This window comes from Mycobacteroides sp. LB1 (assembly GCF_013449725.1).
Classification (GTDB): domain Bacteria; phylum Actinomycetota; class Actinomycetes; order Mycobacteriales; family Mycobacteriaceae; genus Mycobacterium.
On sequence record NZ_JACCFF010000006.1, the window covers coordinates 252,998 to 267,825 of the forward strand.

The 14,828-nt window shown below is 65.7% G+C and carries 14 protein-coding genes; all 14 read left to right on the plus strand.

Annotation, left to right across the window (positions count from 1 at the left end; all coding sequences use genetic code 11):
• The 14 genes from MLB1_RS21280 (at position 1) to MLB1_RS21345 (ending at position 14,824) form a co-directional block, all read left to right on the plus strand.
• Entirely contained in the window at positions 1 to 939 is a 939-nt protein-coding gene (locus MLB1_RS21280; protein ID WP_180751825.1) for an ABC transporter ATP-binding protein, read from the plus strand.
• A complete protein-coding gene (locus tag MLB1_RS21285) occupies positions 936 to 1,706 on the plus strand; it encodes an ABC transporter permease (protein WP_180751826.1) in 771 nt (256 codons plus the stop codon). The genes MLB1_RS21280 and MLB1_RS21285 overlap by 4 nt, the downstream gene beginning before the upstream one ends.
• 16 nt (positions 1,707 to 1,722) lie before the next feature.
• A complete protein-coding gene (locus MLB1_RS21290; RefSeq protein ID WP_030095215.1) occupies positions 1,723 to 1,965 on the plus strand; it encodes an acyl carrier protein in 243 nt (80 codons plus the stop codon).
• Entirely contained in the window at positions 1,962 to 3,647 is a 1,686-nt protein-coding gene (locus MLB1_RS21295; protein WP_180751827.1) for a fatty acyl-AMP ligase, read from the plus strand. The genes MLB1_RS21290 and MLB1_RS21295 overlap by 4 nt, the downstream gene beginning before the upstream one ends.
• A 137-nt stretch (positions 3,648 to 3,784) precedes the next feature.
• Positions 3,785 to 4,513 carry an ABC transporter permease gene (locus MLB1_RS21300; RefSeq protein ID WP_180751926.1) on the plus strand — a complete coding sequence of 243 codons (729 nt, stop codon included), beginning with the start codon at positions 3,785 to 3,787 and terminating at the stop codon, positions 4,511 to 4,513.
• A 38-nt stretch (positions 4,514 to 4,551) separates the two neighbouring features.
• A complete protein-coding gene (locus MLB1_RS21305) occupies positions 4,552 to 5,370 on the plus strand; it encodes an ABC transporter permease (protein WP_180751828.1) in 819 nt (272 codons plus the stop codon).
• A 67-nt stretch (positions 5,371 to 5,437) separates the two neighbouring features.
• The gene (locus MLB1_RS21310) at positions 5,438 to 6,880 is read left to right on the plus strand and encodes an MCE family protein (RefSeq protein ID WP_255486080.1); all 1,443 of its coding nucleotides are present in this window, start codon (positions 5,438 to 5,440) and stop codon (positions 6,878 to 6,880) included.
• Positions 6,877 to 7,944: an MCE family protein gene (locus MLB1_RS21315; RefSeq protein WP_180751830.1), complete on the plus strand. Its 1,068-nt coding sequence runs from the start codon at positions 6,877 to 6,879 to the stop codon at positions 7,942 to 7,944. Before MLB1_RS21310 ends, MLB1_RS21315 begins: the two co-directional genes overlap by 4 nt.
• The gene (locus MLB1_RS21320; RefSeq protein ID WP_180751831.1) at positions 7,934 to 8,989 is read left to right on the plus strand and encodes an MCE family protein; all 1,056 of its coding nucleotides are present in this window, start codon (positions 7,934 to 7,936) and stop codon (positions 8,987 to 8,989) included. The genes MLB1_RS21315 and MLB1_RS21320 overlap by 11 nt, the downstream gene beginning before the upstream one ends.
• Before the next feature lie 14 nt (positions 8,990 to 9,003).
• Positions 9,004 to 10,098, plus strand: coding sequence for an MCE family protein (locus MLB1_RS21325; RefSeq protein ID WP_180751927.1), 1,095 nt, complete (start codon positions 9,004 to 9,006; stop codon positions 10,096 to 10,098).
• Positions 10,095 to 11,219 carry an MCE family protein gene (locus tag MLB1_RS21330; RefSeq protein ID WP_255486066.1) on the plus strand — a complete coding sequence of 375 codons (1,125 nt, stop codon included), beginning with the start codon at positions 10,095 to 10,097 and terminating at the stop codon, positions 11,217 to 11,219. Before MLB1_RS21325 ends, MLB1_RS21330 begins: the two co-directional genes overlap by 4 nt.
• Positions 11,216 to 12,415, plus strand: coding sequence for an MlaD family protein (locus MLB1_RS21335; RefSeq protein WP_180751832.1), 1,200 nt, complete (start codon positions 11,216 to 11,218; stop codon positions 12,413 to 12,415). The genes MLB1_RS21330 and MLB1_RS21335 overlap by 4 nt, the downstream gene beginning before the upstream one ends.
• Positions 12,416 to 12,418: 3 nt before the next feature.
• A complete protein-coding gene (locus MLB1_RS21340; protein WP_180751833.1) occupies positions 12,419 to 13,315 on the plus strand; it encodes a metal-dependent hydrolase in 897 nt (298 codons plus the stop codon).
• A gap of 102 nt (positions 13,316 to 13,417) precedes the next feature.
• Positions 13,418 to 14,824, plus strand: a complete 1,407-nt coding sequence (locus tag MLB1_RS21345) for a glycine--tRNA ligase (protein WP_180751834.1) — start codon at positions 13,418 to 13,420, stop codon at positions 14,822 to 14,824.
• The last annotated feature ends 4 nt before the right edge of the window (positions 14,825 to 14,828 follow it).

Consider the following 14,828-nt stretch of genomic DNA (forward strand, 5'->3'; position numbering starts at 1 on the left):
ATGACAACGGAAACACAGACTCCCGCGCTGCGCGCGGCCGATCTTGTCAAGGCCTACCCCGGGTCGGAAGCCCGTGCCGTCGATGGCCTGAACCTGACCATCCCGCGCGGGATCGTCTACTGCTTGCTCGGCAGGAACGGCGCCGGTAAGACCACCACCATCCGCATGGCGACCACACTGTTGGCACCCACCAGCGGGGAGCTCGAGGTGCTCGGCATTCCCGTCGACAAGACCAAGGAGCTGCGCCCCCTGATCGGCGTGGCATTGCAAGAGGTGGCGCTGGACCTGTGGATGTCGCCGGTCGAGCAGATCCGGATGAGCCTGGCGATCGCCGGCTGGCCCAAGGCACAGCGGAAGGCCCGCGAGGAAGAACTCATCGAGCAGTTCGGCCTGGGCAGCTACCTCAACCGGAAGGTTGGGGCGCTCTCGGGCGGTATGCGTCGCCGCGTCGATGTCGCGCTGGCGGTAGCCCATAACCCGCAGATGCTGTTCCTCGACGAACCGTCCAGCGGGCTGGATATCGAAGGCAAACAGGAGGTTTGGAATGCTATCCGGCTGCTGCGCTCCGAAGGGCGCACCGTCGTGCTGACGACGCACGATATGGATGAGGCGGTGTCCCTGGCCGACGAGGTGGGCATCGTCAAGAGCGGTCGGCTGGTGGCCTCGGGATCCACTCAGGAGTTCACCCGCAGTCACGGCTATGCGGTCGAGATCTCCGCGGATGGTGGCATATCCGAAGATACGGCCATTGAGTTGGCGGCCGCGGGTTACGCCGTGCAGCGGAATGATTCCGGCGCGCTGTCGGGAACCTTGGATTCCGCCTCGGCCTCGGAGTTGGGGGCTTTGAGCGCCCAACTCGACCGTATCGGCCTGGGTGCGGCCAATATCGAAGTGCGGTCCACCTCGCTGCGCGACGCATTCCTGGAGGTGACCCAGTGAGCGCCTTGTCCAATACCGCAAGGCTTTTCCGCCGTTATGTCGTAGTGGGACTGCGGCAGCCGGTGTTCGGATTCATCTTCCCGATCGTCTTCCCGGTTGTGCTGGTGATCTTCGTGCGATCGATGTTCCAGCGTGTTGCCGACCTCCCGGGTTTCCCGCTGTCCTCGTACACCGCGTATATCGCGCCCGGGCTCATCATGCTCATCCCGATGCTCGGTGCCGGGTACGGGGCCGGAACGCTCATCGACGAGATCAGATCGGGGTTCACCGACCGGCTGCGGCTCTACGGTGTGTCGACCGGCCAGATCATGGCGGCCAAGATCGGCTTCGAGATGTTCCGTATCCTGCCGGCAGCGGTCATTGTCATTGCCCTGCTGGCCTTCCTGGACGCACCACTGCGGGCGGGCCTGCTGACCGGGATTTTCCTTGTCCTGGTGATGTTCCTGTGGTCGGCGGCATACAGCTCGCTGTTCTACCTGGTGGCACTGCGCACCCTCAACCCGCAGGCTCCGGTGGCGATGCTGCCGTTGGCACTGCCGGTGCTATTCGTCAGTCAGGCGCTCATGCCCTCGGTGTTCCTGTCCGACTGGCTCAGAATCAGCATCAACGCGAACCCCTTCTCGCACATCGTGTCCGCCGCGTCGACCATCATGTACGGCGGTTTCGACGCGATGGCCGTTGTGAAGGGTTCCCTGGTGGCCCTCGGCATGTTCGCCCTGCTGCAAATCCCCATCCATCTGGTGATCCGCCGAAAAATAGGTAAGTAGAAGGCTTAGAAAGAAAATGGAAACTACTTCAGAAGTCCGCGAGTTCCTCATCGAGTTCATCGCCGAGGAACTCGAGATGCCCACGGGTGATGTCAACGACTTCTCCGAACTGGTCGGCGACCTCGGGTTCGACTCGTTGTCGTTCGCGGTGGGGGTCTCGGAGATCAAGGGCCGCTTCGGTATCCAGCTGACCAAGGACGATGTCTTCGAATGCAAGACGCTCGGGGCATTGATCGAACTGGTGGAGAGCCGCCTGTGATGAGCCGCTCGCGGGAAGAACGTCCGACTTCGAACCCGGTTATCGACAGGCTGCGCGCCAGCGCGGCTGTAACCCAGCGCGGTCTCACCTCGGCGCCCAGCGCGGCCGACGGGACATCGCTTTTGGGCGAGCTGCGCACCGTGCCCTGGGCCGACGTGCATCAGAGGGGACTGCGCATCGCGGGCTCACTGCAGGCGGCGGGGGTGCGCCCCGGCGACGCCGTGGCCGTATTAGCCGGTGCCCCTGGTGAAATCGCACCGTTGGTGCAGGGCATCTGGATGTCCGGCGCCTCCGTGACGATGCTGCACCAGCCGACCCACCGGTCCGATATGCAGCTGTGGATCGAGGACACCGGCCTGGCGCTGGCCGCGGTGGGCTCCGCGACTGTGGTGGTGGGTGACCCGTTCCTGGCGGCTGCCGGTCAATTCGGGGCCGTCGGTGCCCGTGCGCTGGAGCTGCCGGGCCTGCTGGCAGGCACGCCGGGGGAGATCACCAATGTCGACCAGGACGCTGTTGCCTTCTTACAGTTGACCTCCGGGTCCACGGGCACGCCAAAGGCTGTCAGCATCACCTACCGCAATATCGAGGCCAACCTGCGGGCGATGGTCAGTGCCTCGGGCGCCGACCCCGAATCTGATGTGGTGGTGAGCTGGCTGCCGCTCTTCCACGACATGGGCATGATGGGTTACCTGATCGTCCCAATGTGTCAGGGGCTGAGCACCGTCAGCGTGACCCCCATGGACTTCCTCGGTGACCCGCTGCTGTGGGCCGAGCTGATCAGTACGTACCGCGGCAGCATGACGGCCGGGCCCAACTTCGCGTACTCACTGCTGGCCCGTCGGCTGCGCAAGGCACCCGACGGCGCATACGACCTGTCCTCGCTGCGGTTTGCGCTCAGCGGTGCCGAGGCCATCGATGTCGCGACCCTGGAACGCTTCACCACCGAGGGCGCCCGGTTCGGCATGCGGGCGGACGCCATCGTCCCCGCCTATGGCATGGCGGAGGCCACCTTGGCGGTGTCCTTTGTGCGCCGCGGCGAGCGCTACCGGGTGTGTCCGCCGCATCCCGATCTCGTCGCAGCCCAGGGCGACGAGGCGAGTGCGCGTGTTGCGCTGGGTCTTCCGCTGCCCGGCTGCGAAGTACGGGTGGTGGACGGGGACCGCTCGGTGCTGCCCGCGGAGGCAATCGGTGAGCTCGAGATCCGCGGTGAGAACGTGACCGCCGGGTACCGCACGGCGGCCGGGTTCGAGTCAATGCTCGACGCGCAGGGCTGGCTACCCACCGGCGATATCGGATATCTCACCGAGGACGGGCAACCCGTGATCTGCGGGCGCAAGAAGGACATCCTGATCATCTCGGGCCGCAATGTGCACCCGGAGGACATCGAGAGATCCGTCGCCGGGGTGTCGGGAGTCCGTTCCGGCGGTATCGCCGCGGTCCGCCTGTCCACGGCGGCGGCCGGGGAGGGGTTCGCGTTGGTGGCCGAATCGGCACTGCATGCCGATACCGCCGAGAGCGCGCGCATCCGCGCCGAGGTGGCCGACCGTGTGTACCGCACCTTGGGGGTGAGCCCGCGTGATGTCCACGTGGTCCCGGCGGGATGGATTCCCAAGACGTCCTCGGGGAAGCTGCGGCGACGGGAGACCTCCGAACGGCTGAAGAGGTGTGAACCGGCCCGATGACGACACGGGATCAATTCCTCCGTGTCCGCACCTGGATGCCCGAAGGGCTTCGCACACTTGGTGATCGCGGCGCGCGATATCTGCGGCACCATCCGATCGCCGCGCTCACCACCGTCGGCGAACAATTCGTCCTCGGTGTGCACACCCTGCGGTACTTCGTCGCCGACCTGGTGACCGGCCGCTTCCCGTGGGCAGAGTTCGTGCGGCAGGCCGCATTCATGGCGGGCACGGCCGTGGTGCCGACGGTGCTGGTGGCACTGCCCATCGGGGTCACGCTGTCCATTCAATTCGCGTTGCTGGCAGGGCAAGTCGGGGCGACCTCGCTGGCCGGTGCGGCCAGTGGTCTGGCGGTGGTGCGGCAGGCCGCTTCATTGGTGGCGGCGATGCTGCTGGCCTCGGCGGTGGGCTCGGCAATGACTGCCGACCTCGGGTGCCGCACCATGCGAGAGGAGACCGCGGCCATGGAGGTCATGGGCGTGTCGGTGGTGCGGCGGCTGGTGGTGCCGCGCTTCGCGGCGGCCATCGTCGTCGGTGTGGCGCTCACCGGTGTGGTCTGCTTCGTCGGCTTCCTGGCCAGTTATCTATTCAACGTGTACGTACAGGGTGGTGCCCCAGGAAGTTTCGTCACCACGTTCGCATCGTTCGCGACCACGGGTGATCTGGTGTTGGCGCTGCTGAAGGCCGCGGTGTACGGGGCCATCGTGGCGGTGATCGCCTGCCAGAAGGGATTGGCTTCGCACGGTGGCCCGACCGGGGTGGCGAATTCGGTGAATGCGGCCGTCGTGGAATCGGTCCTGTTGCTCATGATCGTCAACGTCGTGGTGAGTCAGGTCTACACCATGCTGTTCCCCAGGGCCATGCTGTGACGGCCACGCTACCGGTCCGCCGAGCCTCTCTGCAGCCCATGGCATTCGGCGCAGATGCCGCAATGAGGCCGCTGGCGCGGTTCGGCCATATGGTCACCTTTTTCGTGCATGCCTTCCTGGCGATCCCCATCGCGCTGCGCCGGTACCGCCGTGAATTCCTGCGCCTCCTCTCCGATATCACCTGGGGCAACGGGTCGATCGTCGTCGGCGGGGGAACGGCCGGTGTGGTGCTGGTGCTCGGCATCACGACGGGCGCCCTGGTGGCCATCGAGGGCTACAACTTCCTGGAGTTGATGGGTCTGGGCCCGGCCACCGGTGTCATCTCCTCGTTGGTGACCACGCGCGAACTCGCCCCGATCATGGCGGCACTGGCCTTCGCGGTGCAGGCGGGATGCCGTTTCACCACCCAGCTCGGCTCGATGCGTATCTCCGAGGAGGTGGATGCGATGGATTCCCTTGCCATCCGGCCGATCCCGTACCTCGTCACCACCCGCCTGCTGGCGTCGGTGGTCGCCATCATCCCGCTCTACGTGGCCTGCCTGACCATCAGTTATCTGTCCTGCCAGGTCATGGTGGGCATCGTCAGCGGCGGCTCGACGGGGCCATACCTGCACTACTTCACGCTGTTGTCCAGCGGCACGGATATCGCCTACTCGGTGTTCAAGGCCATTGTCTTCGTCTGGATAGCCTCGGCGGTGCAGTGCTACTACGGCTTCTGCGCCGACGGCGGACCGGAGGGTGTCGGTATCGCGGCAGGGCACGCGATGCGCGCCAGCATCACCGCGGTGATCGTCGTCAACATGCTGCTCACTATGGCGCTGTGGAGTGTCGACTCCGGCGCCCGGTTCGGGGGATGACGTGACGAATCACCTTGATAGTCACTATGACCTGGATGGCGCGCTCTTCTCGCGCCGCCAGCTGCTGATGCGCGGGGGCGCCGCGCTGGCCGTCGTCGCCGTGATGACCTCGGCTCTCCTGGTCAAGTCCACCGGTGTTCTCGACCGGTACGTGAACATCGTCGCCGAACTCCATAACGTGGGTGACGGCTTGCCGCCACGATCCGACGTGAAGTACCGGGGTGTGCTCGTCGGTGCCGTCGAGGCCGTCACCCGGGCAGCCGGTGCCCAGCCCAACCGGGTGCATGTGCGGCTGAAACCCATGTACGCCAACTCGATCCCCGCGACCGTTACCGCACGCGTGGTGCCCAGTAACGTCTTCGCCGTCTCCGCGCTGCAGCTCGTCGACCGGGGACCCGGTGCGCCCATTCGTGAGGGTGGGCATATTGGTGAGGACACCAGGCTCCCGACGGTGCTGTTCCAGACCACGGTCAACAAGCTGCGTGAGATCCTCACCGCCGCTGGCCGCGGCCGGGGTGACAACACAGTCGGTATTCTGGCGGCGGTCGGGGCGGCCACTAACCACCGGCGCACCGAACTACTCACCAGTGCAGCACAACTCGACCGCATCCTGGATCAGCTCAATGCCATCGTGGCGACCGACCAGGGGCCCTCCACGGTATCGGCGTTGGTGGACGCGGCACGCGGGCTCTCCCAGACCGCACCGGATCTGGTGGACGCGCTGCACCAGGCCGTCGGGCCCATGCGCACCCTCGCCGAGAAACGGGACCAGTTCCGCACCTTCATCGGTGCCGGGGTACACACCACCGGTACCACCGCGGAGTCGCTGCGCAATCACACCGACCAGCTCATCCAGATCACCACAGACCTGACCCCGGTGTTGGGCGTGCTGGCCGATAACGCCCAGCATTTCGTGCCGATTACGCAGCGCATCACCAAGTTCTCGGACACCTTCTTCCAGGAAGTGTGGGATCCCGCGCTGACCACTGCCCGGGGACGGGTCAACCTGTCGTTCACCCCGTCCTATACCTACACGCGGGCCGACTGCCCGCGCTACGGGGAATTGAAGGGGCCCAGCTGTTTCACCGCGCCACAGATCGCGGTGCGGCCCGATCTCCCCGAAGTATTGCTGCCGCAGAACTACCACCCGCCGGCCAACCTGGCGCCGCCGCGCGGCACGGTGGTCGGCCCCGACGGCAATCTCGTCGCCGTCGCTCCGCCACTGGTCAATCCCAACCCGGACCTGCGTGACCCCAACCCGCCGGTGCCGTCGTGGCTGACGCCCGCCCCGCCGGTACCCGGCAGCGCCGATCCGGGCCAACCCACCGCCGCGCCGGCATCCTTCGGCGGGAATGTGGGCCCCGTCGGCAGCGCTCAGGAACGCGGCCAGCTGGGTCGTCTGTTAGGGCAGCCGGCAACGGCGGCAGACCAGCTCGTGCTCGGGCCCATCGCCCGCGGCACCACCGTGACCCGAACCCAGGTCCCGCATAACGAGGGAGGTGCCCGATGAGGCGCACGACAACGCGCGGCCCCGTGATTGGGCTCGCCGTCTTCCTGGTGATCGCCACGGTGCTCACGTGGTTGGTGTACGTGACCCTTCGTCGGGACGTCAAGGGCTCCACGGTGTCCTACGCGGCAATGTTCACCGATGTCTTCGGTTTGCGCGAGGGCGATGACGTGCGTATCGCGGGAGTCCGCGTCGGCCGGGTCCAGCGTATCGAGCTCAACGGCACGCTCGCGAAGGTGAGTTTCGCCGTCCAGGACAGCCAGCGACTCCCCGGAGGCGCCACCGCGTCGGTGACGTACCAGAACATCGTCGGGCAGCGGTATCTCGCACTGGCACAGGGAAACACCGGCCCGGCAGGCCTGCTCGCACCGGGTGGTGTCATCCCCGTCGAGCGCACTGAGCCCTCCTTCGATATCGGCACCCTCCTCAACGGGTACGAGCCGTTGTTCGCGGTGCTGGACTCCGCGCAGGTGAACAACCTCACCCAGGCAGTCATCGGGTCGCTGCAGGGAGATACCGCCGCCTTTGCGACCCTGGTGGACCAGACATCGACGCTGACAAAGACATTCACGGGTCGTGACGATGCCCTGGACCATGCGATCGCGAGCCTGGACCGTGTGGTGGGCAGCCTCGCGGCGCAGAACCGAGATTTCGAGGGCGCCATCGCCGCGACCCGTCAGGTGGTCGGCCAGTTCGACAGCCGCAGGCCGGAACTGGTGTCCTCAGTCGGCAAGATGACCGAAGTGGTCAGGAATCTGTCCCGGATCGCCAGGGACGTCGACCCACCCCTGCACGAATTGCTCACGCGCGAGCCCGGTTACACCCAGCACATGCTGGACATCGAGCCGCAGCTTGCCTACACGGGGCTCAACACGCCACTGTTCTTGAAGGGTCTGGCGCGCATGTTCGGAGAGGGCTCGTATATGAATGCCTATGCGTGCGATGTGAATATCTACGGATTCTTCCCTGGGCTCAACGACGTCGTCCCGATCATCGTCAACGCGGCCACCCCGGGCGGCAAGGCGAAGCACACGGCACGCTGTAGGAACGCCGGCGATGGCGGCTGAGATGATTAGGCCACGCTGGCTCTCCTCTATTCGTAGGCCGCTGGACTCCTACAGCAAGACCTGGCTCGGCGTCGGCGCAGTGACCGTCATTGTGGTGCTCATCGGTGCGCTGCTGCTGGTGAAGGAACTGGGAATCGGGTACAAGCAGTTCACCGCCGAATTCCTCCAGGCCGCCGCGCTGCGGCCGGGGAACATCGTCACCATCGCGGGTGTGCAGGTCGGTTCGGTGACCGGCGTGCGGCTGGCCGGTGACCGTGTGGAGGCCACTCTGCGGGTCCGCGACCACATCCCGGTGGGCGACGAGGCACGGGCGGCCATCAAGATCACCACGTTATTCGGTTCCCGGTATGTCGATCTGCGGCCCGCGGGTACGGGTATGCCGGTGGGTCGACGGATCAACCTGCAGCACACCGAGGTTCCCTACGATCTCCAGGCGGCACTCGCCGATTCCACCCGCACCTTCGAACAGGTGGATGCCGACCGCATCGCTTCCTCGCTGAACGTATTGGGCACCCAGCTCGATGGCCTGCCGCACGTGGTCCCGCAGGCCATGGAGAACGTGCGCGCCCTGTCCTCGGTCATCGCACAGCGGCGCGAACAGCTGGGCACGCTGCTGACCAGCACCGAGCACGTCACCAGCATGCTGCGTCGCCAGCAGTCCGATATCGGCACCTTCATCCGCCAGGGGCAGGAGTTGGTGGGGGAGTTCGTGGCACGCGCGGCCGCCTTCCACGCGATGATGCGCTCGCTGCAGAGCATCGTGGGCTCACTGCGCAGCATCGTGGTGGGCGACCACCGTGCGCTCGACGGTGTCATCCGCACCATGGAAGAGCTCAGCGGCAAGCTCGCCGAGCAGGATGCCTTGTTGCGCAACATGCTCCAGATCGCTCCCGTGCCCATCAGGGAGATTGCCAACGCCACCGGATTCGGCAACTCGATCGAGGCCAACCCGCCGGGGGGCGCTCTCATCGACTCGTGGATGTGTGCGATCAGCGGCCGAGCCAAGCAATTCGGGATGATCGAGTACTTCAAGGACTGCCAGTGACCAAGATTCGCACAATGCTGCTGCTCGGGCTGGGGCTGCTCGCCGTCACCGCGACGACCGTGTGTGCGGCGTGGTCCGTCGCGCGAGTCGATGGAACCATCACTGTCACAGCCCAATTCGACAGCGCCGCCGGACTGTACCCGGGCAATGTGGTGGCGGTTCTCGGCATGCCCGTGGGGCAGGTCGCCAAGATCACCGCCCGGGGCGGGTACGCAGAAGTGGAGTTCACCGTCGACAGGCAGGTCAAGATCCCCGCCGATGTCCAGGCAGTCACGCTCTCGACATCCATCCTGACCGATCGTCAGATCGAGCTGTCGCCGCCATACCGCGGCGGGCCGGTGCTGCGCGACAACGACACCATCGGCCTGAACCGGACCAAGACCCCGGTCGAATTCGACAGGGTGCTCGGCATGCTCGACAAACTCTCCGGTTCACTGCACGGTGATGGTGCGGGCGACGGGCCCATCGCCGCGGTGCTCAACGCCGGTGACGGTGTCGCGGCCGGGAACGGTGACCGGATCAAGACGGCGCTGGACGAGCTGTCCCGGGCATTGCGGCTCGGCGCCGACGGCGGGGCTCATACCCGCGAGCAGATGACCGCGATCGTCAAGAATGTCAGCGGCCTGCTGGATGCGGCGGCCCGCAACGATGCCGGTCTGCGGCAGTTCGGAACCACGGTGCGCCAGCTCAGCGACATCCTGGCGCGCGAGAACTTCGGCTCGGGTAGCACCGGTCGACAGTTTAACGATGTGATCGAGCAGACGGGGAAGCTCTTGGAGTCCAATCGGGATGCCATCCACAACGGTATCGTCAACGGCAACAAGAGCATCCAGACGGTATACGACCGGCAGCGGGAGGTCGCCGAGTTCTTCGACGTGCTGCCGCTGATGGCCGATAACCTCTACAACGCCATCGACCAACGCAACGGCGCGATACGTGCCCACTTCCTGGCCGACCGCATGGTCTTCGACGGGCAGATGGCCAAGGAGATCTGCAATATGCTGGGATTGCGTCAACTTGGTTGCAGCACAGGGACATTGCAGGACTACGGCCCCGACTTCGGGTTGACCTACATGCTCGACGGTCTCGCGGCGATGGGGCAGAAATGATGGCCGCCTCCTGCCGCGTGCTGTGTGCCCTGGCGGTGGTGTTGGTCGGCGCAGGGTGTTCCACCAGCGGCCTGGCCGACCTGCCGCTGCCGGCCCCAGGGTTGGGGTCCGGGGGATACCGGTTGACGGCCGTCTTCGCGAATGCGCTCAATCTCCCCGAGCGTGCCAAGGTGAAACTGGCCGGTGCCGATATCGGCGAGGTGGAGTCCATGGCGGCCCGCGATTTCCGTGCGGTGACAACCCTGCGGATCCGGGATGGCGTCACGCTCCCGGCGGGCAGCACCGCGCAATTGCGCACCGCCACACCCCTCGGCGATGTGTTCATTGCCGTCACCCCGCCGGAACAAACCGGCGGCGGCATTCTCTCGGACGGCGACACCATCACGATTGACCGGACTGGGGCGGCCGCGACGGTGGAGTCGGTCCTCAGCTCGGCGGCGATCCTCGTAAATGGCGGCGCGGTGCACAACCTCACCAACGTCGCTAACGGTATGGGCCGGGCCGCGGGCCCGAACGGGGAGGCCTTCGGGCAGATCATCGGCAAATCGAATGAGCTGCTGGGCAAGCTGAATGCCCGCACTGGGCAGCTGGACGCCGCGATGACCGAGACGGTCCGGCTGGCCGAGGCGCTCGACGGAAAGAACGAGGAGCTTGCGCAGGTACTGCAGGCGGCGGCCCCGGCGACGTCGACTTTGCGGGATAACGCCGGCCAAATCTCCAATCTGGTTCTGCTGCTGGGTGACATGGCGCAGGAGTTGAGCAGGTTCCCGTCCATCGCGGGTGCCGATACCAGCGGTCGCAGCGTTGTCGCCGACGCGAATGCCATCTCCCGGGTCTGGAATGACGTGGTGCTGGATCCGGAGACCAGCCTGCTCTCGCTCAACCATCTGTACGCGCCGTTCATCAAGATCACCGCGGGTTCGGCCATCTCCGGCAGTGCCGGTATCGATCGCCTCGTGCTGGGCGCGATACCGGATGCGGGCTTCGGGGGCGACCCGGGCTTCCACGGCCCCAAGCGGTACGACTGGGGCAAGCTCGTCGGGACCCTCAAGTACTCACTGTGGCGGTTGCAGGAACGCGTGGTGGGTCAAGGGCCTGCGGCGCAGGAGGCCCCGCGATGAGCCGGGCCTGGGTGAGTGGCTTGTCGTTGGTGTTCACGCTGGCGGTCTCCGTCACCTACTTGCTTGTCGGGGTGCTGCACATCAGGCCGCTGGCATCGACCTACCCGGTGACCATCCAGCTCGCCGAATCCGGTGGCCTGCTGCCCAATCAGGACGTGACGCTGCACGGGGTGCGCATCGGCTCGGTCGACTCCCTCACCTTCACCGGCCGGGGGGTGAACGCGACGGTGAGCGTTGACGGCGGCGTCCGTGTCCCCGCCTCCAGCTCGGTGCGGGTGTCCGGGCTGTCCCCGGCTGGTGAGCAATACCTCGATTTCTCCGCCGGATCCGATGCCGGCCCATTTCTCTCTGCCGGGGATGTGATCACTTCGGACCGCACCGCCATCCCGGTCACGCCGGCACAGCTGCTGGCCCACGCCGACGGTGTTCTCGCCCAAGTGGACCCGGCCACGATCGAACGCATCAAGAAGGAACTGAGCCTGAGCGCCGAGGGGCCGCGCAAGCTCACGGCGATCGTCGACGGCGGGGTGTTCTTGCTCGCCACCCTCGATTCGGTGCTACCCGAGACGGTGAGCGCAATTCGGGACAGCCGGACGGTGCTATCGGCGGCGGTCGATGTCAACGGCGGTATCGCGGCCACCTCTCGTAACCTGCGCGGCACTCTCGCGGGCATCAATGCGATGGACGGCGGCTACCGGAAACTCATTGACCAATCCCCGCGGGTGCTGGGGGCGGCGGACAATCTCTTCACCGATAACTCCGACACCATGGTGCAGCTGCTGGCGAACCTTGCCGCCAACGCGCGGCTGTCCTATGTACGGGTACCGGCGCTGAACGCACTGTTCCCCGACTATCGCGGCTCGGCACTGGAGGCGTTCATCAGCACCATGCACGACCACGGGCTGTGGGTGACCGCCGATTTGTATCCGCGGTACGCCTGCGATTACGGCACCCCGCGGCACCCACCCTCCTCGGCCGACTACCCGGAGCCGTTCTTGCACACCCACTGCCGCGATGACGATCCCGCCGTATTAGTCCGGGGTGCCAAGAACGCCCCGCGCCCGGCGGGGGACGACACGGCTGGCCCACCGGCCGGTGCGGACCTGGGTGCCACCGCCGACCCGACGCCCCGCGGCCGGTACACGATCCCGACGCCCTACGGCGGCCCGGCGCTGCCTATCGAGCCACCGAGGTAGTAGATGCCGGCGAACAATCCACACTCGCGTCCTCCTTCTGCTGCAGGACAGGCGGTGAACATCCGCCGGATCGCGTTCACCTTCGACGGGGCGTCTCCTTCGCGACGGCATTTCGTCGCGGGCGATATCGCGATGAGCCACCTGGTTGCCTTGCTGTCCGGCTTCTTTCCCTCGGGGGAGGAGTTCTTCATCCAGTCGGTACGGCGCTATGACAGCCAGATCGTCGACCCCGTGCTCAGGAAGCAGGTCGCCGGATTCATCGGGCAGGAGATGACGCACGGGATCCAGCACCGCGAGCTCAACACGCAGCTGGTTCAGCGCGGCTACTGGGCCACCGGGTTGATGGACAGGGTGGGCACGCGGCTGGTCACGCGGATGAAGCAGAACAGAGACCGGCTACCGGATCGGGTGGCCCGGTCCGCACTCGCGGTGACGGCGGCGGTCGAACACCTCACGGCGGTACTCGGGGAGCAGGTGCTCAGCATCCCGTGGATACAGCAGCAGCTGACCGATCCCGAGGTGCGCGCGATGCTCAACTGGCATGCCATCGAGGAGATGGAACACAAGTCCGTCGCCTTCGATGTGTATCGCCACGTAGGGGGCACCGAGCGCATGAGGATCGGGGCGATGGCCGTTACGCTGGCCCTTTTCCTGAGCCGAACGCTGATCCTGCTGGCCTCGATCCTCACCGATCCGTGGGCGTGGCGCCATCCCGCGGCGACCCTGCGCAGCATCGTCACGCTGCCGCGCACACCGCTGTTCGCCGGGCTCGGGGCCAAGATCCGGTGCTACCTGCGCTCCGGCTTCCATCCCGACGACATCGACCACGGCCCCCTGCTGGAGAAGTGGCGCGACGAGTACTTCGGCCCCGAGGGCATTCTGTTGGACCATCTGAAGTAGCTGCTAGAAGCCACCGAGGTAAAAGGCGCTTTGCGCGGCCCTTAGGCTGTTCAGGTCAATTACTTGCAGTCTTGTGGACCTCAAGAGGAGCCTGAGCAGATCGTGGCCGCCAAGCCGAACGCCGCCGGTAAGAAGATCGAGGCCGTCGTCAACCTCGCCAAGCGCCGGGGACTGGTGTACCCCTGCGGCGAGATCTACGGCGGTACCAAGTCGGCATGGGATTACGGCCCGCTCGGTGTGGAGCTCAAGGAGAACATCAAGAAGCAGTGGTGGCGTTCCATCGTCACCAGCCGCGACGATGTCGTGGGCCTCGATTCCTCGGTGATCCTGCCCCGCCAGGTCTGGGTCGCCTCCGGTCACGTCGAGGTGTTCAACGACCCGCTGGTCGAATGCCTGAACTGTCATAAGCGTCACCGGCAGGATCACCTGCAGGAGGCGTACGCCGAGAAAAAGGGGATCGACGATCCCGAGTCGGTGCAGATGACCGACATCGTGTGCCCCGACTGCGGCAACAAGGGTCAGTGGACCGAGCCGCGCGACTTCAACATGATGCTCAAGACGTACCTCGGCCCCATCGAGACCGAAGAGGGTCTGCACTACCTGCGTCCCGAGACGGCGCAGGGCATCTTCGTGAACTTCAAGAACGTCGTCACCACCTCGCGCCAGAAGCCGCCGTTCGGTATCGGCCAGATCGGCAAGAGCTTCCGCAACGAGATCACGCCCGGCAACTTCATCTTCCGCACGCGCGAGTTCGAGCAGATGGAGATGGAGTTCTTCGTCGAGCCGTCTTCTGCGCCCGAGTGGCACAAGTACTGGATAGACACCCGGCTGCAGTGGTACGTCGACCTGGGCATCGACCCGGAGAACCTGCGACTGTACGACCATCCCAAGGAGAAGCTGTCGCACTACTCGGACGGCACCGTCGATATCGAGTACAAGTTCGGTTTCAGCGGCAACCCGTGGGGTGAGCTGGAAGGTGTGGCGAACCGTACCGACTTCGACTTGTCCACGCATTCAAAGCATTCCGGTGAAGACCTGTCGTACTACGACCAAGCCGAGGATCGCCGCTACACCCCTTACGTGATCGAGCCCGCGGCCGGCCTCACCCGCTCTTTCATGGCCTTCCTGGTCGATGCGTATCACGAGGATGAGGCCCCGAACGCCAAGGGCGGCGTGGATAAGCGCACGGTGCTGCGTCTGGATCCGCGCCTGGCGCCGGTCAAGGCCGCGGTGCTGCCGCTGTCGCGTAATGCCGATCTGAGCCCGCGCGCCAAGGCGCTGGCCGCCGAGCTGCGCCAGTACTGGAACGTCGACTTCGACGATGCCGGTGCCATCGGCCGGAGGTATCGTCGACAGGACGAGATCGGCACCCCGTTCTGCGTCACAGTCGATTTCGACTCGCTCGAAGACGACTCGGTTACCGTCCGCGACCGCGACGAGATGACCCAACAACGCATTCCGATCGGCGGCGTGGCCGATCATCTCGCCAAGACACTCAAGGGCTGTTAGCCGA

Bases quoted from the DNA above. Each gene is read 5' to 3' on its own strand.
- MLB1_RS21340 (WP_180751833.1), top strand. From the start codon at position 12,419: ATGCCGGCGAACAATCCACACTCGCGTCCTCCTTCTGCTGCAGGACAG.
- MLB1_RS21320 (WP_180751831.1), top strand. From the start codon at position 7,934: ATGGCGGCTGAGATGATTAGGCCACGCTGGCTCTCCTCTATTCGTAGG.
- MLB1_RS21335 (WP_180751832.1), top strand. From the start codon at position 11,216: ATGAGCCGGGCCTGGGTGAGTGGCTTGTCGTTGGTGTTCACGCTGGCG.
- MLB1_RS21310 (WP_255486080.1), top strand. From the start codon at position 5,438: ATGCGCGGGGGCGCCGCGCTGGCCGTCGTCGCCGTGATGACCTCGGCT.
- MLB1_RS21330 (WP_255486066.1), top strand. From the start codon at position 10,095: ATGATGGCCGCCTCCTGCCGCGTGCTGTGTGCCCTGGCGGTGGTGTTG.
- MLB1_RS21315 (WP_180751830.1), top strand. From the start codon at position 6,877: ATGAGGCGCACGACAACGCGCGGCCCCGTGATTGGGCTCGCCGTCTTC.
- MLB1_RS21280 (WP_180751825.1), top strand. From the start codon at position 1: ATGACAACGGAAACACAGACTCCCGCGCTGCGCGCGGCCGATCTTGTC.
- MLB1_RS21325 (WP_180751927.1), top strand. From the start codon at position 9,004: ATGCTGCTGCTCGGGCTGGGGCTGCTCGCCGTCACCGCGACGACCGTG.
- MLB1_RS21290 (WP_030095215.1), top strand. From the start codon at position 1,723: ATGGAAACTACTTCAGAAGTCCGCGAGTTCCTCATCGAGTTCATCGCC.
- MLB1_RS21305 (WP_180751828.1), top strand. From the start codon at position 4,552: ATGGCATTCGGCGCAGATGCCGCAATGAGGCCGCTGGCGCGGTTCGGC.